The following is a 21,129-nucleotide window of genomic DNA, read 5'->3' on the forward strand; positions in this document are numbered from 1 at the left end:
ACCGCAAGGGGTGGGCGTGCCGGGTGGGGTGGTCTCAGGTGCCGCTGGTGCCCCAGTCGTCCCCGGCTGAGCCGTTCGCGCTCCGCTCCCGCAGGGACTTCACCCGCTGGGCCACCGAGTCCGGCATCCGGTCCCCGACCTTGTCGCTGACCACGTGGTACGCCTTGTCCGCGAACTGCCGCCCCTGCAGCGCGGCCGACTCCGCGGTGTTGCGCACCGCCGGGTTCTGGGAGACCTGCCGAGCGGCCTTCTTCAACTGCTCGTAACGCTCCCGCCCCGCCCTCGTGCCCAGTACGTACCCCACGGCGAGTCCGACGACGAACGTGAGCCGGTAACGCATGGCGGCCACCCTTCCTTTGCCTTCTGTCTGCGATGCCGGGGAGGACCGATTGGCGGAGCACCCCCCTGCTTGCGCTAATGTATGTGTCGCAGCGAACGCGCGCCCCCTGGCGGATACCCAGGGAGCTGCGTTCGATGCGGACGAGGCAATCCTCGGTAGCTCAATTGGCAGAGCAGCCGGCTGTTAACCGGCAGGTTACTGGTTCGAGTCCAGTCCGGGGAGCTCGGTCCTCCGTAGCTCAATTGGCAGAGCAGCCGGCTGTTAACCGGCAGGTTACTGGTTCGAGTCCAGTCGGGGGAGCATGGTGAACGAGGGCCCTGCGGGGTCCTTTTTCATGTCCGCGCACGATCTTTCGCCGGCCCGGGAACCAAGCGGGCCGCACCGGAGTCTTCAAGGTCACGAGGCCGCAGCGCGAAGCCGACCACCCGAAGCAGGAGATCGTATGAGCGGCTATGCTGCGGCAGACGGCGCGCACACATGTACGCGACACGCCGCTATGGGGCGGTAGCTCAGCCGGTTAGAGCAGCGGACTCATAATCCGCCGGCCGTGGGTTCGAGTCCCACCCGCCCCACCTCAGCAGAAACGTCGGGGCCTGCGGAAACGCCTGTTCGGCGCTGGGTTGGGCGGGCGCAGTACCGCATGGACGCCGACCCGAGCCTCCGTACGCTTATTTGCGTGGCGGGACCATCCCTGTGGGTGTGGGGAGCAGGTCACCGGCATTCCCGGCGTGCGGTCCCGGTCGGGACCATCCCCGTGGGTGCGGGGAGCAGTCGACTTCCCGCCGGGCAGTGATCAGCTTCTTGGGACCATCCCCGTGGGTGCGGGGAGCAGCGCCGCCTGAGCAGCGGCCGCCCATGTTCCTCAGGACCATCCCCGTGGGTGCGGGGAGCAGACGTTGAGGAGCTGGCTGCCGTAGCCGGTGTCGGGACCGTCCCCGTGGGTGCGGGGAGCAGAGGCGCTCGTGCCGGTCGGCCCGGACGGTGTCGGGACCATCCCCGTGGGTGCGGGGAGTAGCGGCTGCGCCCCGAACTCGGACACGTCACCCAGGGACCATCCCCGTGGGTGCGGGGAGCAGGCGGCCGGTCCGCGATCGCGGGCGGCGTCGGCGGGACCATCCCCGTGGGTGCGGGGAGCAGTACCCCGGCGGGGGTTGCCCTATCCGGCGGAGGGGACCATCCCCGTGGGTGCGGGGAGCAGCCCTTGAGGACGTCGGCGACGACGGCGGCGAGGGGACCATCCCCGTGGGTGCGGGGAGCAGCCACCCTCGAGCAGCACCCCCGCGGTGACCCTGGGACCATCCCCGTGGGTGCGGGGAGCAGTGGCCGCTGCTGAAGTCCGGCACGGTCGACCTGGGACCATCCCCGTGGGTGCGGGGAGCAGCTCAAGTCGTCCTCCTAGGCGACCGCGGCGAGGGGACCATCCCCGTGGGTGCGGGGAGCAGGACCTCGAGGACCGGCCGAACTACCCCTTCCCGGGACCATCCCCGTGGGTGCGGGGAGCAGAGCCGCGACAGCGGTCGCGGTCTGGGCGGCGAGGGACCATCCCCGTGGGTGCGGGGAGCAGATCAAGCAGGGTGGCCGGGCCTACCTCGTGACGGGACCATCCCCGTGGGTGCGGGGAGCAGAGCCACAGGGACTCCAGAGGAAGGGAGGGGATGGGACCATCCCCGTGGGTGCGGGGAGCAGGTTCCCCACGACGGCGGCCTGACCAGTGACGAGGGACCATCCCCGTGGGTGCGGGGAGCAGCTCCACCTGCACCCGATGGCGGCCCGAGCCCTGGGACCATCCCCGTGGGTGCGGGGAGCAGCGGGCTTCCTGCGCGATACCGGTGAACGCGTCGGACCATCCCCGTGGGTGCGGGGAGCAGGAAGAGGAGTGGCTGGCCTGCGACCAGGATGCGGGACCATCCCCGTGGGTGCGGGGAGCAGCTCCGGTCGCAGACGCACGGAACCAGTCGACCGGGACCATCCCCGTGGGTGCGGGGAGCAGTACCCCTTGCGCTTGTTGCCCCAGGCTGCGGGGGGACCATCCCCGTGGGTGCGGGGAGCAGGCGAGCGTCTCCCATGTCGGGTAGTCGCCGTGGGGACCATCCCCGTGGGTGCGGGGAGCAGGCGGCGGCCTGGTCGACGGGGAAGCGGATCACGGGACCATCCCCGTGGGTGCGGGGAGCAGACTTCGCGACCTGCGGTTTTAGCAGTGGGTCATGCCGTTTTTCCTTACTTTCACTGAAACGGCCATATCGGGCAATCCTTGCGTGCGGTGAATCGAGCAGGATCCGGCAGCAAGTTACCCGGCGCCACGAAGCCGGACTCCGCTCCTCGCTCGCGCCACACGGCATCATCTGTGTCTGGGCTGTGTGCTGCTGGGCATCACCTGCGTGCCGAGCAGCGTCTGGCAGGAGGGGGAGACGTCTGGCCGGGGTGTTGGTGGTGCAGCACTCATCTTGCTGTTTCCGTCTGTCCATTTTCCGTAACTTGCCGACTTACGAGGTGTCTTGCGTGTAGTGATTCGGTATGACGTTGGAGGGGGAGACCCGTGCAGGGCTGAGGGCGCGGCTTGTCGGGCCGGTGTTGTCGGTGTGGGCGAAGCATGACCGGGACGGGGAGGGCTGGCTGCCGTTGTGGCGGCACATGGCCGACAGTGCCGCGGTGGCCGGGCGGTTGTGGGATGAGTGGCTGCCTTGTTCGGTGCGTCGGCTGATCGGTGAGGTGCTGCCGGAGGGGGAGACGGACGGGCGGCGGCTGGCCGTGTGGCTGGCTGGAGTTCATGACGTCGGGAAGGCGACGCCGGCGTTCGCCTGTCAGGTCGAGTCGCTGGCGCAGGTAATGCGGGACCGTGGGCTTGATATGCGGTCACGGCAAGCGATGGGGGCGGAGCGGCGGTTGGTACCTCATGGTCTGGCGGGGCAGGTGCTGCTGGGGACGTGGCTGGAGGAGCGGTTCAGCTTCACGGTGAAGCAGGCGGGGCAGTTCTCGGTGGTGGTGGGCGGGCATCACGGTGTTCCGCCGGAGCACGGGCAGATCGTGGCGGTGGAGGGGCGGTCGCATCTGCTGTGGACGCCGGGGGAGAGCAAGGCGCTGTGGTGGCGGGTGCAGACGGAGTTGCTGGATGCCTGCGCGGACGTCTTCGGGGTGCGGGAGCGGCTGGGAGCCTGGCGTGGGGTGAGGCTGCCGCAGCCGGTGCAGGTCCTGTTGACGGCTGTGGTGATTGTCGCGGACTGGATCGCCAGTAACCCGGAGCTGTTCCCGTATTTCCCTGAGGATGTGCCTCGTACGGACGCGGAGCGTCTGACGGCGGCGTGGCGGGGGCTGGACCTGCCGGGCCCGTGGCAGCCGGCGGTTCCGGACGGGCCGGTGGAGGCGTTGTTCGCGTCCCGGTTCGATCTTCCGGCTGGATCGCGGGTGCGGCCGGTGCAGGGGGCGGCGGTGGAGCTGGCCCGGTCGATGGATGAACCGGGGCTGATGGTGATCGAGGCGCCGATGGGGGAGGGCAAGACGGAGGCCGCGCTGGCTGTGACGGAGATCTTCGCGGCCCGGGCCGGGGCGGGCGGGGTGTTCTTCGCGCTGCCGACCATGGCGACCGGCAACGCGATGTTTCCCCGGCTGCTGACGTGGCTGGACCGATTCCCGGCGTCCGGCGAAGGCCGGTATTCGGTGCAGCTGGCACACTCGAAGGCCGCGCTGAACGAGGACTTCACCGACCTGATGCGGGGTCGGCGGATCGCGGCGGTCGACCTCGACGGGGAGACGGGGCAGGCGCCGGCGGCGGCCGGTGACGCGGGGCGGGCACCGGCGGAACTGGTGGCACACGCCTGGCTGCGAGGGCGGAAGAAGGCGATGCTGTCGTCGTTCGTTGCGGGCACGATCGACCAGCTGCTGTTCGCCGGGCTCAAGAGCCGTCACCTGGCGCTGCGGCATCTGGCGCTGGCGGGCAAGGTCGTCGTGATCGACGAGGCGCACGCCTACGACACGTACATGGGCGTGTATCTGGACCGGGTGCTGTCGTGGCTGGGGGAGTACCGGGTGCCGGTGGTGGTGCTGTCGGCGACGCTGCCCGCCGGGCGGCGCCGGGAATTGGTCGCGGCCTACGCCGGCCGGACTGCTGCGACGGGCGATGACGGCGGATTCGGTGCCGTCGCCGAGGCGGGGGAGTATCCGCTGCTGACGGCCGTCGCACCGGGCGGGACCCCGCTGCTGCGCCGGCCTGGTGCTTCCGGGCGGGGCGCGGCAGTGGTCGTGGAGCGGCTGGAGGACGGCCCGGAGGCTTTGGCGGAGCGGCTGGAGGAGGAACTGGCCGACGGCGGCTGCGTACTGGTGGTCCGTAATACGGTGCGGCGGGTACTGGAGAGCGCCGCGGTACTGCGGGAGCGGTTCGGACCTGACCGGGTCACCGTGGCGCACTCCTGCTTCATCGACATCGACCGGGCTGCCAACGACGCGGACCTGCTCACCCGGTTCGGGCCAGCCGGGAAAGACACCGACCGGCCGGAGGGCGCGCACATCGTGGTGGCCAGCCAGGTCGCTGAGCAATCCCTCGACGTCGACTTCGATCTTCTCGTCACCGACCTGGCCCCCGTGGACCTCATCCTGCAGCGGATGGGCCGTCTCCACCGGCACCTGCGCGGCGGAACGGAGCAGACCGAGCGGCCTGCCCGGCTGCGCACGGCCCGCTGCCTGCTCACCGGGGCCGACTGGACGGACGCGGTCCCCCGGCCGGTGCGCGGCTCCGTCGCCGTGTACGGGGCGTACGCGCTGCTGCGGGCCGCCGCCGTCCTGACGCCTCACCTCGACGGGGGCCCGCAGCGCCCGGTACGGCTGCCGGACGACATCAGCCGACTGGTGCAGGCCGCCTACGCGGACACTGCCGAGGTACCGGCCGGGTGGGAGACGGTGTGGGAGCAGGCTCGGCTCCGGCACGAGGCGCACCGCGCGGACCAGGCGGAGCGGGCGGCGGTGTTCCGGCTGGGCGCACCGGGCCGGCCGGGGCGGCCGTTGTTCGGCTGGATCGCGGCCGGCGTGGGCGACGCGGACGACACCCGGCAGGGCCGGGCACAGGTCCGCGACAGCCGGGAGAGCCTGGAAGTCGTCGTCGTACAGCGACGGCAGGACGGAACACTGGCAACGGTGCCGTGGCTGGCCCCGGACCGCAAGGGCCGTCCGCGGGCCGGCCTGGCGCTGCCCACCGACCAGGTCCCGACCGCTGCCGCGGCCCGCACGGCAGCCTCCTGCGGGCTGCGCCTGCCCATCCAGTTCAGCGACCCCGAGGTCATGGACCGGGCGATCGCCGACCTGGAGGAGCTGTATGTGCCGGCATGGCAGTGCAAGGACAGTCCCTGGCTCGCCGGCCAGCTGATTCTGGCGCTCGACGCCGATTGTCAGACCTCTCTGGCAGGCTTCTGCGTCCGTTACAGCCCTCACGACGGTCTTGAGGTGACCCGTGCCGGAACATGACGCCGAGAAGGGCAAGTTGGCATTCGACTTGACTTCCCGTCCCTGGATTCCCGTCCTGCGGTGCGACGGACGAATGAATGAGCTGTCGCTGCGGGAGGTGTTCGCGCAGGCCGGTGATCTGCGGCGGGTCGTCGGGGAGGTGCCCACCCAGGAGTTCGCCCTGGTCCGGTTGTTGCTGGCGGTCGCTCATGACGCGCTGGACGGGCCGGAGGACACCGATGCCTGGGCTCAGTTGTGGGAGGACGGGGAGTGCTTTGCTCCGGTGGGTGGCTATCTGGAGGCGCACCGGGACCGGTTCGACCTGCTGCACGGTGAGGTGCCGTTCTTCCAGACGGCCGGGCTGCGTACGGCGAAGGACGAGGTGTTCTCCCTGAACCGGATCGTGGCCGACGTCCCCAACGGTGAGCCGTTCTTCAGCGCGCGGCTGCCGGCTGTGGAGCGGCTGTCGTACGCGGAGGCCGCCCGGTGGGTGGTGCACGCGCACGCCTATGACACCTCCGGGATCAAGACCGGCGTGGTGGGGGACGTACGGGCGAAGAAGGGGAAGGTGTATCCGCTCGGGGTGGGGTGGGCCGGCTGTCTGGGCGGGGTCTTCGTGGAGGGGGCCACGCTGCGCGAGACGCTGCTGCTGAACCTGGTCGCCACCGACTCCGTCGACGGCGGCGCTGATGCGCCGGCGTGGCGGCGTCCGCCGTGCGGGCCGGACGGGGTGGAGCGGGCTCCGTCGGGGGTGCGGGATCTGTACACCTGGCAGACGCGGCGTCTGCGGCTGTGCTTCGACGAGGAAGGTGTGTACGGGGTGGTGCTGGGTTACGGCGACCCGCTCAGTCCCCGTAACCGGCACGTTGTGGAGCCGATGTCGGCGTGGCGGCGCAGTAAGGCGCAGGAGAAGAAGCTGGGCACGGTGCCGGTGTATCTGCCGCGTGAGCACGATCCGGAGCGGGCCGCGTGGCGGGGGATCGCGTCGCTGGTGGCCGGGCAGGCGCTGCCGGTGGCCGATGGCGAGCCGGCCGCGTATCTGCGGCCCGGGGTCCTGGAGTGGATCGCGCAGCTGGTGACGGAGGGGGAACTGGAGCGGGAGTACCTGTTGCGGACTCGTCTGATCGGCCCGGTCTACGGCACGCAGCAGTCGGTCGTCGATGAGATCGTCGACGACCAGGTGGCGATGGCCGTGGTGTTGCTGCACCGGCAGGACCGCCGTTACGCGCAGCAGGCCGTCGCGGCCGTCGAGGACGCCGATGCCGCGGTCAACGCGGTCGGTGATCTCGCCACCAACCTGGCGCGGGCGGCGGGCCGTGACGGAGAGGGGCCGCGGGCCACGGCCCGGGATCTCGCCTATGGGCTGCTGGAGGGCCCCTACCGCACTTGGCTGGCCCGGCTCGCCGAGGCCGACGACCCCTATGCCCGGCGCCTGGCCTGGCAGAAGGACATGCACGAGATCACCGTCCGGCTCGGCGACCGGCTGATGGCCGCAGCTGGTGACGCCGCCTGGCATGGCCGGACGGTGGCGGTGAGGCAGGGCACGGAGTGGCTGAACACCGCGCTGGCCGGCAAGTGGTTCCGCGCCGCCCTGCACCGGGCGCTGGGTCGGCCCGGCACCGAGTCCGTCGACACCGCGCCGGCTGCGGCGCCCCAGACCCTCGTGGAGGCACCCGCATGAGCACTGCCGTCATCGCGCCGTCGAGCGCACGGAAGCGGATCGCCGAGCACGCTGCCCGTCAGATCACTGACTGGCAGCGCGGCTACCTCGCCGACCAGTCCGGCGCGGTCGCTGCCCTGGCGAGGCTGCGCCGGGGCGCCGGCCGTCCGGCCGGGCAACTGCCCGATCTGTGGGACCTGATCGACACCGGCCCGCTGCACGAAGCCGCCGAAGGAGCATGGAAGTTGTCCGAGACGGAGCTGGTGCGGGCCGAGGACGCCCTGCATGTGGCGTTCACGTTGTGGGCGCTGCACCAGCAGTCCCGGTCCACCGGAATGCACCAGGCCGGCCGGGCGGGCGCCGACCGCGGTCTGGGGGCGGCGGTACGGCGCATGATGAAACCGGGCGAGATCAACGAGCCGCTGCGCAAGCGCCTGGTCCGCGCCGGTACGGCCGCCGACCTGACCAGCCTGGCCGGGCGGCTGAGGGACATCGTCACCCTCCTGCGCCGTCAGGATCTTTCCCTGGATTACGGCCTGCTCGCGGGCCAGCTCTACACCTGGCAGCAGCCCGGCGGCCCGGAACGCGTCCGCGGCGAGTGGGGCCGTTCCTTCCACGCCTGGCACGACCTCGCCATCACCGCGCCGGCCGGCACCGGCCCGGACTCCGCTGCCACCACCGATATCGATACCGATACCGGCACCGATTCCGACGACGACCGCACGGACCTCGACAAGGACGCCTCGTGAACCGCATCTTCCTCGACGTGCACGCCCTGCAGACCGTGCCGCCCAGCAACCTCAACCGTGACGACACCGGTGCCCCGAAGAGCGCCGTGTACGGGGGAGTGCCGCGGGCGCGGGTCTCCAGCCAGGCGTGGAAGCGGGCCATGCGCACCTACTTCTCCGATGAGCACCTTCTCGACCCGGGTGAACTCGGCGTGCGTACCAAGAAGATCGTGGAAGCGGTCGCGGAGCGGATCACCGTCCTGGACCCGGCGCTGGCAGGTGAGCAGGCGCTGCGGATCGCCGACGAGACCATCAAGGTCACCGGCCTGAAGACGGAGGTGCCCAAGCGGAAGGCCGACCAGGCCAAGGACGGCGGGCCGGAGCCCGCTCCGGAGGCCAAGTACCTGGTCTTCCTCAGCGCCCGGCAACTGGACGGCCTGGCCCGGCTCGCCGTCGACGGCGCCGGTGACATCACCGCGTATCTGGCGCAGAAGAAGAACAAGGACACGGCCAAGGCGATCGCCGACACCCGGCACAGTGTCGACATCGCCCTGTTCGGACGGATGGTCGCCGACGTCGCCGACTTCGGTGTGGACGCCGCCGTGCAGGTCGCCCACGCCCTGAGCGTGCACCGCGTGGACAACGAGTCCGACTACTACACGGCCGTCGACGACGAGAACCGGGACGAGGAGACCGGCGCCGGCATGATCGGCACAGTCGACTTCAACTCCGCCACCCTCTACCGCTACGCCGCACTCGGCGTGCACCAGCTCGCACACACCCTCGGCCAGGGCCTGCGGGAGGACGAGCCGGTCACCGAACCGGTCCGCCGGGCCGTGGAGGCGTTCGTCCACGCCTTCGCCGCGTCCCTGCCCACCGGGAAGATCAACACGTTCGGGCACCACACCCTGCCCGACGCCCTCGTCGTCACCCTGCGCACCACCCGGCCCGTCAGCTACGCCTCCGCCTTCGAAGAGCCCGTACGCGGCGAGAGCGGCGGCTTCGTCCGCGAGGCCAGTGAGCGCCTCGCCTCCTACGCCCCCGACGTCGAACGCGCCTACGGGCGGACCGGCGACGCCCGCACCTGGGTCCTGCGCGTCGGCCCCAACACCACGGCACTGGCCGCGCTGGGCACCGAGACGCCCACGCTCACCGACCTCGTCACGGCGGTCGGCGCGGCCGTCACCGAACGCCTGGAGAAGCCGGCATGAGCGTGCTCGCCCTCCGCCTGGCCGGCCCTCTGCAATCGTGGGGGGCCGGCTCCCGCTTCGCCCGCCGCACCACCGAGTCCGCCCCGACCAAGAGTGGCATCGTCGGGCTGCTCGCCGCCGCGGCCGGCATCGAACGCGGTGACGACACACGCCTCGCCGAGCTGGCCGCCTTGCACTTCGCCGTCCGGATCGACCAGCCCGGTACCCGCCTGCGCGACTTCCACACCGCCCACCACCCGGTCACCGGCAAGGCCATGCCGGTCTCCGAACGCTTCTACCTCGCCGACGCCGTGTTCGTCGCAGCCCTCCACGGCGATCCCGACCTCCTCACCCACCTGCACACCGCCGTACGCGACCCGGTCTACCCACCGTTCCTGGGCCGCCGCTCCTGCCCGCCCGCCCAGCCCGTCGACCTGGCACTCACCGACGACCCCACCGCCCTGGACGCCCTGCGCACCCTGCCCTGGCAGGCATCCCCCTGGTACCGGCGCCAGCACCGCAAACGGTGCGAGATCGACCTCACCGTCCTGCGGGACGCCGACCCCGGTGACCCGGCCGCCGACACCCTGCGCGACCAGCCTGTCAGCTTCCACGCCGCACACCGCCGCCACGCCCTGCGCACCGTGATCACCGACCACGTGCGCGTCCCGCATCCCGGCGCCGGCACCCTGCCGGCCCGGCACGACCCGTTCGCCGCCCTGGACGAGGAGAGCGCCTGATGTTCCTCACCCGCTTCCGTGTGAACACCGCACGCCCGGGCGCCCGCCGCCTGCTGGCCTCTCCCCAGGTGACGCACGCCGCCGTCATGTCGTCCTTCCCGATGCTGCTGCCCGGCGCCACCCCGCCGCCGGACGGACCGCGGGTGCTGTGGCGCCTGGACCACACCGCCCGCGCCGACGTCCACCTCTACCTCGTCAGCCCTCACCGCCCCGACCTCACCCACCTGGTCGAACAGGCCGGATGGCCCGCTGCGGCCGGTCCGGACGCACCCGGCTGGGAAACCCGCCCCTACGCCCCCTTCCTCGACCGGCTCACCACAGGCAGCCGCTGGGCGTTCCGGCTGACCGCCAACCCGATCCACCACATCCGCCGCAAGGACGACGAACCGATCAAACGCACCGCCCACCTCACCCCCCGCCACCAGATGGGCTGGCTCCTGGACCGTCAGGAACGCTGCGGCTTCCGCATCACCGGAAAACCGGACGACCAACGCCTGCTGCCCGCCGGCACCACCCACACCGGCCGCCCCCACCACGGGGACCATTACCACCTCACCGTCCACGACCACCGCAACCGAACCTTCGACAAAACCCGCGGCCCCGCCACTCCCGCCGACCGCTGCCAAGGACCGGTCACCCTGGTCACCGCCACCTTCGACGGCCGCCTCGAAGTCACCGACCCCGACCTCATGCGCCACACCCTCACCCACGGCATCGGCAAAGCCAAGGCATACGGATGCGGCCTGCTCACCCTCGCCCCCCTCACCGGCGAGCCCCGGTGACCGGCATCTCCCAGCGCACCGCGCTCAGCCCCCGCCACCTCACCCGCACCGGCGAACGCCTGTCCTTCATCTACCTCGAACGCTGCACCGTCCACCGCGACGCCAACGCCATCACCGCCACCGACGCCGACGGCACCACCCACATCCCCTCCGCCACCATCAACACCCTCCTCCTGGGCCCCGGCACCCGCATCACCCACCAGGCCATGAGCGTCCTCGGTGAAACCGGAGCCGCCGTCTGCTGGGTCGGCGAACACGCCGTGCGCTACTACGCCTCCGGCCGCGCTCTGACCCGCTCCGCCGCCCTCGTCGAAGCCCAGGCCACCCAATGGGTCAACCCGCGCAGCCGGCTCGCCGTCGCCCGCGCCATGTACCGCCTGCGCTTCCCCGACGAAGACCCCGCCGGCCTCACCCGCCAGGAGCTCCTCGGCCGCGAAGGCCGGCGCGTCAAGGACTGCTACCGCGCCCAGGCAGCCCGCACCGGCGTGAAGTGGAACGGCCGCCGCTACACCCCCGGCGACTTCACCAGCGGCGACACCGTCAACCAGGCCGTCACCGCCGCCGCCCAGTGCATGTACGGCATCGCCCACGCCGTCGTCACCTCCCTCGGCTGCAGCCCCGCCCTCGGCTTCGTCCATTCCGGCCACGAACTGTCCTTCGTCCTGGACATCGCCGACCTGTACAAAACCGAACTCGGCATCCCCGTCGCCTTCGACGTCGCCGCCCAGAGCGACGAAGACCCCGGCCCCCGCACCCGCCGGGCCCTGCGCGACCGCATCAACGAGACCGGCCTGCTCAACCGCTGCGTCGACGACATCAAACGCCTCCTGCTGCCCCCGACCACTCCAGCCCCGTCCGACGACGACCAGGACACCGTGACCCTGCACACCGACGCAGGCCGCACCCTCCCCGCCGGCCGCAACTACAGCCCCGGCACCGACGAGGACACCGGACCCGAGCCGTACACGGATTTGGAGTCCACCTGGTGACCGTCATCGTCCTCACCAACTGCCCGGCCGGCCTACGCGGTTTCCTCACCCGCTGGCTCCTGGAAATCTCCGCGGGCGTCTTCATCGGCAATCCCTCCGCCCGCATCCGCGACCTGCTCTGGAACGAGGTCCAGCAGTACGCCGGCCAAGGCCGCGCCCTCCTCGCCCACACCACCAACAACGAACAGGGTTTCACCTTCCGCACTCACGACCATGCCTGGCACCCCACCGACCACGAGGGACTCACCCTCATCCACCGCCCGGCCGCCCCGGGCACCCCCGCCACCGCCACGCCCAAGAAGGGCTGGAGCAACGCTGCCAGACGACGCCGCTACGGAAGCAAGTAGAGCCCTTTATGGGAGCTTCATCACCTATATCGGTTTCCGTAAAAGTAATGCAGAACCGTCAGCCGTCGTGACAACACCACAGGTCGCGGACTCTGCTCCCCGCGCCCGCGGGGATGGTCCCGGCCCTCCACGGCCCCGCCACGCCCCGCCGAACTGCTCCCCGCGCCCGCGGGGATGGTCCCTCCATCGACACCACGGCGGCGACGCGCTTGCTCTGCTCCCCGCGCCCGCGGGGATGGTCCCCCGCACGTGCGCACCGCGTCCGCCTGCGCGACCTGCTCCCCGCGCCCGCGGGGATGGTCCCGTCGCCGCCGGGCACAGCCTGTGGGCGAAGATCTGCTCCCCGCGCCCGCGGGGATGGTCCCGAAAGCTCAAGCCGGGCTACGTCACCATGGCACTGCTCCCCGCGCCCGCGGGGATGGTCCCAGCTCCCGCACCGTGGGGACGATGCCGCCGTACTGCTCCCCGCGCCCGCGGGGATGGTCCCAGCCGCGGCGCGGTGTCCGTCGTCGTCGTGCTCTGCTCCCCGCGCCCGCGGGGATGGTCCCAACACCCTGGCGAAGTGGGCGACCGCCGTCTCCTGCTCCCCGCGCCCGCGGGGATGGTCCCACCGAGCTGCCGCGCCGGGCCGCGGTGATGAACTGCTCCCCGCGCCCGCGGGGATGGTCCACAGGGGCGAGCCGCACGCATGTGGTGCCTTGCCTGCTCCCCGCGCCCGCGGGGATGGTCCCCATGGGCGCGAGATGGGGGCGGACGGGCCGGGCTGCTCCCCGCGCCCGCGGGGATGGTCCCTGACCCCACGCACTATCTCGCTCCCGCCGGACCTGCTCCCCGCGCCCGCGGGGATGGTCCCGGCCACCCCGTGGCCCGCCCGATCCGCTCGCACTGCTCCCCGCGCCCGCGGGGATGGTCCCACGTCGACCACCTGCTTCGCGGCCCGCTCGCCCTGCTCCCCGCGCCCGCGGGGATGGTCCCGGCAACACCGACCCGGCCGCCGTGGGCGACCGCTGCTCCCCGCGCCCGCGGGGATGGTCCCGGTCAGGATGACGTCATGACGCAGAAGACACCCTGCTCCCCGCGCCCGCGGGGATGGTCCCCAGCACGTTCTGGCCGAGATGGCGTAGGAGCACCTGCTCCCCGCGCCCGCGGGGATGGTCCCGCCCACTGCCCCAGCGTGCCGGGGAAGACGATCTGCTCCCCGCGCCCGCGGGGATGGTCCCCCGGGTGTCCCGGGGGACGCTCGTCCCGGCCGCTGCTCCCCGCGCCCGCGGGGATGGTCCCTGAAGCGAGCCCCGCCCGGTGTGCGACCACCACTGCTCCCCGCGCCCGCGGGGATGGTCCCCACTCGGCTTCGGTGAGGCTGCCCCAGCGGAGCTGCTCCCCGCGCCCGCGGGGATGGTCCCTCCAGGTCAGGGAGGGTCCGGGGCCTTCCTCGCTGCTCCCCGCGCCCGCGGGGATGGTCCCGATCTCGTACATGTCCCTTCCCTTCCCGTGCTCTGCTCCCCGCGCCCGCGGGGATGGTCCCCCATGTGATCGAGGGCCGCAAGCGTGACGAGGCTGCTCCCCGCGCCCGCGGGGATGGTCCCGGGTTGGACGACGCCTTCCGCGCCGCCGCCCGCTGCTCCCCGCGCCCGCGGGGATGGTCCCGACAGCATTTGTCCGGCAAGCTCAGCGATTCGCTGCTCCCCGCGCCCGCGGGGATGGTCCCTTGGCGACCGCCAGCCGCGACAGCCCGGCGATCTGCTCCCCGCGCCCGCGGGGATGGTCCCCACATCCGATAGGAAGCGAGGAACCGACATGGCTGCTCCCCGCGCCTGCGGGGATGGTCCCGGGTCTGGAACGAGCGCATCGCCGCCCGCCTGCTGCTCCCCGCGCCCGCGGGAATGGTCCCCCGGCGCGGCCCTTGGACTGCGCCTGATTGATCTGCTCCCCGCGCCCGCGGGGATGGTCCCCGGAAGGAAGCCAACCGGGACGTCCGAGGCCGCTGCTCCCCGCGCCCGCGGGGATGGTCCCCACACCCTCCAGGCCCTGCTGGCCCACGGCCCCTGCTCCCCGCGCCCGTGGGGATGGTCCCGGGGCGTTCATGACCACCAGGGGGTAGCCCTGCTGCTTCCCGCGCCCGTGGGGATGGTCCCCCGGATCGCCTGGATGGTTTTCAGACGTGCCACTGCTCCCCGCGCCCGCGGGGATGGCCCCCCCGCCGATCCACTCCACGACCAGCGGCTGTGCTGCTCCCCGCGCTCGCAGGAATGGTTCTAGCTCGGTCGTGTCGAGGATGGGGGCCTACTCCTGCTCCCCGCCCTGTGGGGATGGCCCCCGCGTGTCAAGGGCCTGGGGTGGTACGGGCAGTCGCTCCAAGGAGTAGCGGATCTACGCTGACCTGCTCTGGAAGCCCCTGGCAGTTACGGAGCATTACGGGCGAGGCGGAGGAAAGGGATAATTGTTCAGGTGGCAGTCTGCATGGTAGGTGCATTGCGGCCGGAGGCTGAGCTGAGCATGGGCTCCGGCCCGCTTTCCTATCGTTGAATGCGCGAAGGTCACCTCAGAGTGGTGCGGTACGTACCGCACCACGGTGCGGTTGGTGAGGATCGAGCCGGACGCAGCGGGACTCAGCAGGTGTGAATGTCCGGCTCTGTCGCGCTCCCGCAGGTGAGAAGCGTCACCGTAATAGGTTCGAGTCCCACCCGCCCCACCACGCGTCCCCAGGCAGAATCGTTCTGACCTGGGGAGACGTGTTTCCGGGGCTGGCCGCCCCTACTCCCCGCCGGGCCGGGGCGGCCGTCAGAGCTGGCGCAGTCCGATCAGTACCCGTTCCATCAGCGCGTGGGTCGGGGCGTCGCCGAAGTCGGTCGCCGCCTCGTGGACGACGATCAGCCCGCGGTCCGCCAGGTCGCCGAGGAGGACCTTGGCCACCCCCAGCGGTACCGCGACGAGCGCCGCCACCTCGGCGACCGACCGCGGCTCCCGGCACAGGTCGAGCACCGCGTGGTCCCACTGGGTCGCGGCGTCGGGGAAGCCGTCCGGATCGGTGGTGGTGACCAGGGTCTCGACCTCGAAGTGGTGGTGCGACCTGGTCCGGCCGCCCGTCCAGGCGTAGGCGCGGACGAACGAGGCCGGTGCCCCGGGGTCCGCGCCCTCGGTCTCCCAGGCGGAGGGCTGGTGGTCCGTGTGGGACGCCGGTCCGTACGGCTCGGGGGCGGGCGGCGGGGCTTCGCCGCTGTTGTCGCGTGCCCTGTCCGGCGGCGTGTCACGCCGGCCGGAGGTCTTCCGCCTGCGCCGCCCGGTGCCGAGGCTGAACGCGTTGAGCACGTCGGCGAAGGTCTGTTCGTCCTCCGCTTCCCGATCTCTTCCAGGGCCGGACGGGCCTCCACCGGTGCTCATCTTCTCCCCGTGCGGCTATCGGGCAGCGGTCTGCTGGAACTGCTGCAGCTCGGTGCGGAGTTCAGGAGTCAGCAGCTCGCCGACCTGGTCGACGAGCACGGCCATCTCGTAGGCTATCTGACCGATCTCGCCGTCCGGAGCCGCCAGCGCGACCAGGCACGAGCCGTCCCGGATGGACATCATCAGCATGTTGCCGTGCTCCATCTGGATCACTGTGCGCAGCGCGTTCCCGGTGTCCATGCAGTGGGCGGCGGCCTGGACCAGGCTGACGGCACCCGCCGCGATGGTGGAGAGCTGCTCGGCGCGCTCGGGCGCCAGTTGGTCCGACGCGGTGAGCAGCAGGCCGTCGGCCGAGATCACGACGGCGTGCGCCACGTTGGGGACGCGCTCCGTGAAGTTGGTGACCAGCCATCCGAACTGGCTCACCTCCGAGGAGTGGGGTGATGTCATGGGTTGTTCCTGCCCGTCGCCGATGGATTGTGCGTCTGGTCGGGCTGCGCCCGACGGATGCCCGACTGGTAGCTGCTGAGGAAACTGTGGGCGCGGCTGGCGTTCCGGCTCGCGGCCGTGCCGTCCCCGGCGGGCGCCCGCTCGGTCCGGGCCGGAGCGGGCGGCGTACGCGGGACCCGCCTGGGCAGCCCGGCCTGGGTGCGGTCGGCCGGGCGGCGGACCGCGAGCGCGGGCTTCTCCGCCGCGGCGCGCGGCGTCGGTGCCGGTGCGTCCGTGCTGTCGCCCGCGCCGCGGGCCGTCGTCGCCGGTGCGGCCAGGGCGGACCACGGCGGGCCGGCGGTCCTGTGCGGCGCGTCCCTGTCGGGCGGGACGGGCCGTGGTGTGAAGGCAGTGGTCGTGGTGGTCTTGGTGGTCGTGGTGGTGGCTGTGGTGGCGAACGGGTGGCGTGGTGGGCGCGTCACCGGGGCCGCGCCGTCCGGCCGGCCACCGCGCGTCCGGGTCGGCAGCGTGGCAGCGGGGCGTCCGGCCGCGGTGCCCGGGCGGCCCGCGCGGGACGGCGACTGCGGCTGTGCCGTGACCAGCCTGGCCGGTACCAGGACGTGGGCCCGCAGGCCCGTGGTCCCCGGCCGCGGGCTCAGGCTGACGGCGATGCCGTGCCGGCCGGCCAGGCGGCCGACCACGGACAGTCCCAGCTGCCGGGACGCGGGGGCGTCCGTGGCGGCGTCCGTCGCCACGCGCCGGTTGGCCCTGGCCAGGTCGGTCTCGCTCATCCCGATGCCCCCGTCCAGGATCTCGATCAGGAGCGCGCCGTCGGGCTGCCGGGCGCCGCCGACGAGCACCTGGGTGTGCGGCGGGGAGAACGCGGTGGCGTTGTCGAGCAGTTCGGCGACCAGCCGCCCCAGGTCACCGGCCGCGTACCCGACCACCTCGACGGAAGGTCCGGGCTGCACGAGTACGCGCTGGTACTGCTCGATCTCGGAGACGGCACTCCTCAGTACGGCGTCCAGCGCCGCGCCCCGGGAGGAGCGCACCAGGGCGCTGCCGCACAGGACCATCATGTTCTCGTTGTTGCGCCGCATCCGCGTCGCCAGGTGATCGAGCGCGAAGAGGCTGGCCAGCTGCTCCGGGTCCTCCTCGTGCCGCTCCAGCTGCTCCATCATCAGCAGCAGCCGGTCCACCAGGCTCTGGCTGCGCCGGGAGAGGTTGACCAGGGAGTTCCTGAGGTCGCCGCGGAGCGCGGCCTGTTCCGCCGCCAGGCGCACGGCCTGGGAGTGCACCGTGTCGAAGGCCCTGGCGAGCTGACCGAACTCCTCCGTGGTGTGCACCGGCACGACGTCGACGACGGCGTCCGCAGTCCGCCCCTCGCGCATGCTCTCGACCGCGGCGGGCAACCGGTTTTCCGCCACGTCGAGCGCCGTCGAGCGCAGGACGGCCAGCGACCGCAGCAGGTGCCTGCCGATCCCCAGACCGACGGCCAGGGCGAGCAGGAGTACGGCGAAGAGGACGACGGACGCGACGCCTGCCCCGTCGCTCGTACGGTCGTGCAGTTCGGCCGACGAGGTGCGCAGCCTGTCGAGGAAGCCGTCCGACACCTTGTCGACGAGCGCTCCGGCGGCCTCCGAGTCGCTGTTCCAGCGGTCGACCGGCACGGGCAGCCACGTGGCGGCGTCCGGCTGCGCGCCCGACGCGGAGGACTGGGCCAGTACGTCGCTCACCACGTGCGCACGCCGGCTGACGGCGGTGCCGGTGACCGTGCGCCGGTACGCGCTCAGCTCCGCGGGGGTGGCCAGGGCCCGGAAGTCACCGAGCCTGTCCCGCAGGCGTACGTCGGCCTCTCGCAGCGCCTCGACGAGCTCCGGGGTCATCGGACGGTCCCGGCCGGGTGCCTGCAGCAGAATCGCGTGCTGGACGTGGATCTGCTCCTCGGCGGCCTCCAGGTCGTACAGCGCCGTCGCCGACCTGGTGAGTTCCGGGGTGGCGAACTTGCCGGCGAGCGCTTGGTCCAGATCGAGCACTCCCGCGATGATCACGCCGTAGTCGTCGAGCGCGGCCCGGGCACCGATGTCGCCGGACGCCACCCGCGAGCGCAGGGCGGGCAGGCGGTCCAGGAGGCCGACGGCGTCCCGGTAACGGTGCGCCGCGACGCCCGTGAGGAGGGCTTCGCGCTTCCCGGTGCCGGTGACGGCGGCCCGGGCGCGGTCGACGCTCCGCTTCTGCCGCGGCAGACCGGCGTGGTCGTCGGCGGAGTGGTCACCGGCGTCGACGCCGGTGCTCAGATGCTGGACGGACATCGTGCGTTCCATCTGCAGGGTGTCCAGCAGGGTCCGCAGGTCGCCGCGCAGGGTGGCCAGGCGCCGCATGTCCGCGTAGGAGTTGGCGCGGGTGACGTCGTCGTGGATCTGGACGACGCCGAGACCGACGGCGAACAGAGCGGGTACGAGCAGCACCGCCGCCAGCTTCACCAGCAGCGGCCAGTTCCGCCACTGCACGAGGGCGGCCCACCGCGACGGCCGTACCGGACGTGTGGCCGCGTGCCTGGCCGCGGTCACGACAGGGACTCCGCACTCGGCACGGCCGGCTCGCAGGTATCGGTCACGATGCTTTTTTCTCCCGGCTTTTCACCTGAGCACGACGGGGACGCCCGGCAGCACAGGGTGGTGCCGGAGGGGCGACGCGACTTCTTCGCGGTCATCCCACGGTGTGCGAACCCGGGCGTGGGCGTATGCCCCGGGCACACCCAAAGAAATTCATTGTCCCGTCTCCCCGTTCTCGGCTGCGAAACGATCCCCGCACGCCGTGCGCCGACCTGTCAAGTGCTGAACCCCGCGCGAGTTTAGGACAGCGGGGCGGACGGCAACAATGCGGCTCCCCGCCCCGGGCACCGGCGGGCCGATCCGCCGCGCACAGGTTCTCCACATTCGGGGGGCGGGCCGATGGCGTCGTGCGGGTTCGGTGAATGATGGGCAAAAATAAGATCAAGCCGCCTTCAGTTCGCGACCGCTGGAGGCTTTGAATGGTCGTGGGTTACGGTGCTACTCCTTCCCATTCGCTCACCGCAGGGGCGCCCGCGCGCCCTCCTGCCCGCATCCACGGAAAGAGGAACGTGACCAGACCGGCAGGGGCGCCCGCCTTCGACGTGTCCGAGCGGCCCGCCGAACGGGGTCCCGGCGATTCCCGGCGCGACGGCGAGCCCGGTTACCCGGCGATCCAGCAGAGCGAGGAGTTCGTCCGGCTGCGCAGACGGCTTCGGCTGTTCGTCTTCCCGATGAGCGCTCTTTTCCTCTGCTGGTACATGACGTTCGCCCTGCTTTCCGCTTACGCCCAGGACTTCATGAGCCGCAAGGTCTCGGGCGAGATCAACATGGGTACCGTCATCGGTCTGCTGCAGTTCGTGTCCACGATCCTGATCGTCCTGGCGTACCGGCGTTTCGCCCGGAAGAAACTCGATCCGGAAGTGGACAGGATCCGCGAACTGGCGGGAGTCGGCAAGGAATGAAACGACAGCTCGCCGCCGAGGCCACCGGCAGTCCCCTGCTCAATCTGAGCGTGTTCCTGGTATTCGTCGTCATCACGCTGTTCGTCGTCTACAAGGTCACCACCAGAAACCAGACGGCGTCCGACTACTACGCCGCGGGCGGCGCCTTCACCGGCGCGCAGAACGGCATCGCGATGTCCGGCGACTTCCTCTCCGCGGCTTCCTTCCTGGGGATCTCCGGGGCGATCGCCGTCCACGGTTACGACGGCTTCCTCTACTCCGTGGGATGGCTGGTCGCCTGGCTGGTCGCCCTGCTGCTCATCGGTGAGGGACTGCGCAACACCGGGCGGTTCACCGTGGGCGACGTGATGGCCTTCCGTATGCGGCAGCGCCCGGTACGGGCCGCGGCGGCCAACGCCAGCCTGGTGATCACGTTCTTCTACATGCTCGCCCAGATGGCCGGCGCCGGCGGGCTGATCGCCCTGCTGCTGGACGTGCACACCAGGGGCGGGCGGGCACTGCTCATCAGCGGCGCGGGGATCGTCATGCTCCTCTACGTCCTGGTGGGCGGGATGAAGGGCACGACCTGGGTGCAGATCATCAAAGCCGGCATGCTGCTGGTGTGCGTGACCTTCATCGCCGTGTTCCTCATCGGCAAGTTCGGATTCAGTTTCTCCGCGCTGCTGCAACAGGCCACGCAGAACAGCCCCCTGGGTGAGCGGCTGCTCGAACCGGGCAGCCTGTACGGCCAGAACGGGACGAGCAGAATAGAGTTCGTCTCGCTGGCCCTCTCCCTGGTCCTCGGAATCTCCAGCCTGCCGCACGTGCTGATGCGCTTCTACACCGTGCCGGACGCCAAGGAGGCGCGCAGGTCGGTGGTGTGGTGCTCCTGGTCGATGTTCACGTTCTACCTGGGAATCCTGGTCGTCGGTTACGGCGCCACCGCCCTGGTCGGTACGGACGCGATCGTCCACGCCCCGGGCGGGGAGAACTCCGCGGCGCCGCTGCTCGCCTTCCGCATCGGCGGGGTCGTACTGCTGGGAATCGTCTCGGCGGTGGCCTTCGCGACGATCCTGGCGGTCGTGGCCGGCCTGACGCTGGCCGCCTCGGCCTCGTTCGCCCACGACGTCTACGCCAACGTGATGCGGCGCGGCAAGGCCGATCCCCGGTCCGAGATCCGGGTGGCCCGGCTGACCGCGGTCGTGGTCGGCTTCCTGGCCATCGTCGGCGGCATCGTGGCCGACGGTCAGAACGTCGCCTTCCTCGTGTCGCTGGCCCTGGCCCTCGCCGCCTCCGCCAACCTGCCGACGATGCTGTACACGCTGTACTGGAAACGATTCAACACCTCGGGGACGCTGTGGAGCATCTACGGCGGTCTCGTCTCCTGCCTGGTGCTCATCGTCTTCTCGCCGGCCGTCTCGGGGACCCCCACGTCGATCGTCGAGAGCGTCGACTTCCACTGGTTCCCGCTGACCAATCCCGGCATCGTGTCGATCCCGCTCTCGTTCCTGTGCGGATATCTCGGCACCGTCCTCAGCCGGCGCCCCGCCGACCCGGACAAGCAGGCGGAGATGGAGGTCCGGGCGCTGACCGGGATCGGCGCCCGGCTGTGACCGG

The 21,129-nt window shown here is 71.5% G+C and carries 14 protein-coding genes, 3 tRNA genes and 2 CRISPR repeat arrays; of the genes, 13 read left to right on the plus strand and 4 right to left on the minus strand.

The window, feature by feature from the left end; genetic code table 11:
• Nucleotides 1-34: 34 nt before the first annotated feature.
• Nucleotides 35-340 carry a YtxH domain-containing protein gene (locus ACY1JF_RS15120; RefSeq protein WP_462705633.1) on the minus strand — a complete coding sequence of 102 codons (306 nt, stop codon included), beginning with the start codon at nucleotides 338-340 and terminating at the stop codon, nucleotides 35-37.
• Nucleotides 341-489: 149 nt separating this feature from the next.
• On the opposite strand from ACY1JF_RS15120, the gene ACY1JF_RS15125 reads away from it, so the two are divergent.
• The 11 genes from ACY1JF_RS15125 to cas2e all read left to right on the plus strand — a co-directional run bounded on the left by ACY1JF_RS15125 (nucleotide 490) and on the right by cas2e (nucleotide 12,206).
• Nucleotides 490-562: transfer RNA gene (locus tag ACY1JF_RS15125), tRNA-Asn, on the plus strand.
• Between the two features lie 5 nt (nucleotides 563-567).
• Nucleotides 568-640: transfer RNA gene (locus ACY1JF_RS15130), tRNA-Asn, on the plus strand.
• Between the two features lie 198 nt (nucleotides 641-838).
• A tRNA-Ile gene (locus ACY1JF_RS15135) sits at nucleotides 839-912 on the plus strand.
• Between the two features lie 109 nt (nucleotides 913-1,021).
• Nucleotides 1,022-2,513: direct repeats of the CRISPR family, unit length 29 nt; unit sequence GGGACCATCCCCGTGGGTGCGGGGAGCAG.
• Nucleotides 2,514-2,854: 341 nt separating this feature from the next.
• Nucleotides 2,855-5,791, plus strand: coding sequence for a CRISPR-associated helicase Cas3' (gene cas3, locus ACY1JF_RS15140; RefSeq protein ID WP_462705634.1), 2,937 nt, complete (start codon nucleotides 2,855-2,857; stop codon nucleotides 5,789-5,791).
• A 73-nt stretch (nucleotides 5,792-5,864) separates the two neighbouring features.
• Nucleotides 5,865-7,451: a type I-E CRISPR-associated protein Cse1/CasA gene (casA, locus tag ACY1JF_RS15145; protein ID WP_462705635.1), complete on the plus strand. Its 1,587-nt coding sequence runs from the start codon at nucleotides 5,865-5,867 to the stop codon at nucleotides 7,449-7,451.
• Entirely contained in the window at nucleotides 7,448-8,179 is a 732-nt protein-coding gene (gene casB, locus ACY1JF_RS15150) for a type I-E CRISPR-associated protein Cse2/CasB (protein WP_462705636.1), read from the plus strand. The genes casA and casB overlap by 4 nt, the downstream gene beginning before the upstream one ends.
• Entirely contained in the window at nucleotides 8,176-9,369 is a 1,194-nt protein-coding gene (cas7e, locus tag ACY1JF_RS15155; protein WP_462705637.1) for a type I-E CRISPR-associated protein Cas7/Cse4/CasC, read from the plus strand. Before casB ends, cas7e begins: the two co-directional genes overlap by 4 nt.
• A complete protein-coding gene (gene cas5e / locus ACY1JF_RS15160; protein WP_462705638.1) occupies nucleotides 9,366-10,088 on the plus strand; it encodes a type I-E CRISPR-associated protein Cas5/CasD in 723 nt (240 codons plus the stop codon). The genes cas7e and cas5e overlap by 4 nt, the downstream gene beginning before the upstream one ends.
• Nucleotides 10,088-10,870 (plus strand): type I-E CRISPR-associated protein Cas6/Cse3/CasE, encoded by a 783-nt coding sequence (cas6e, locus tag ACY1JF_RS15165; protein ID WP_462705639.1) that lies wholly within the window; start codon nucleotides 10,088-10,090, stop codon nucleotides 10,868-10,870. The genes cas5e and cas6e overlap by 1 nt, the downstream gene beginning before the upstream one ends.
• The gene (gene cas1e, locus ACY1JF_RS15170) at nucleotides 10,867-11,859 is read left to right on the plus strand and encodes a type I-E CRISPR-associated endonuclease Cas1e (RefSeq protein WP_462705640.1); all 993 of its coding nucleotides are present in this window, start codon (nucleotides 10,867-10,869) and stop codon (nucleotides 11,857-11,859) included. Before cas6e ends, cas1e begins: the two co-directional genes overlap by 4 nt.
• On the plus strand, nucleotides 11,856-12,206 hold the full coding sequence (gene cas2e / locus ACY1JF_RS15175) for a type I-E CRISPR-associated endoribonuclease Cas2e (protein WP_462705641.1): 351 nt from the start codon (nucleotides 11,856-11,858) through the stop codon (nucleotides 12,204-12,206). The genes cas1e and cas2e overlap by 4 nt, the downstream gene beginning before the upstream one ends.
• A 92-nt stretch (nucleotides 12,207-12,298) precedes the next feature.
• A CRISPR array of direct repeats spans nucleotides 12,299-14,463; the repeat unit is 29 nt; unit sequence CTGCTCCCCGCGCCCGCGGGGATGGTCCC.
• A 524-nt stretch (nucleotides 14,464-14,987) separates the two neighbouring features.
• Here cas2e and ACY1JF_RS15180 read toward each other — a convergent pair.
• The 3 genes from ACY1JF_RS15180 to ACY1JF_RS15190 are packed head-to-tail and all read right to left on the minus strand — an operon-like array spanning nucleotide 14,988 to nucleotide 18,586.
• Nucleotides 14,988-15,587 (minus strand): DUF742 domain-containing protein, encoded by a 600-nt coding sequence (locus ACY1JF_RS15180; RefSeq protein ID WP_462705642.1) that lies wholly within the window; start codon nucleotides 15,585-15,587, stop codon nucleotides 14,988-14,990.
• A gap of 15 nt (nucleotides 15,588-15,602) precedes the next feature.
• Nucleotides 15,603-16,037 carry a roadblock/LC7 domain-containing protein gene (locus ACY1JF_RS15185; RefSeq protein WP_462705643.1) on the minus strand — a complete coding sequence of 145 codons (435 nt, stop codon included), beginning with the start codon at nucleotides 16,035-16,037 and terminating at the stop codon, nucleotides 15,603-15,605.
• Nucleotides 16,034-18,586 (minus strand): sensor histidine kinase, encoded by a 2,553-nt coding sequence (locus tag ACY1JF_RS15190; RefSeq protein ID WP_462705644.1) that lies wholly within the window; start codon nucleotides 18,584-18,586, stop codon nucleotides 16,034-16,036. Before ACY1JF_RS15190 ends, ACY1JF_RS15185 begins: the two co-directional genes overlap by 4 nt.
• A 554-nt stretch (nucleotides 18,587-19,140) precedes the next feature.
• On the opposite strand from ACY1JF_RS15190, the gene ACY1JF_RS15195 reads away from it, so the two are divergent.
• Both ACY1JF_RS15195 and ACY1JF_RS15200 read left to right on the plus strand, forming a co-directional pair.
• Complete coding sequence (locus ACY1JF_RS15195; RefSeq protein WP_462705645.1) at nucleotides 19,141-19,533, plus strand: DUF485 domain-containing protein; 393 nt, start codon at nucleotides 19,141-19,143, stop codon at nucleotides 19,531-19,533.
• Nucleotides 19,530-21,125 carry a solute symporter family protein gene (locus tag ACY1JF_RS15200; RefSeq protein ID WP_462705646.1) on the plus strand — a complete coding sequence of 532 codons (1,596 nt, stop codon included), beginning with the start codon at nucleotides 19,530-19,532 and terminating at the stop codon, nucleotides 21,123-21,125. The genes ACY1JF_RS15195 and ACY1JF_RS15200 overlap by 4 nt, the downstream gene beginning before the upstream one ends.
• Nucleotides 21,126-21,129 lie beyond the last annotated feature (4 nt).

It is taken from the genome of Streptomyces sp. SYSU D01066-1 (assembly GCF_054956795.1).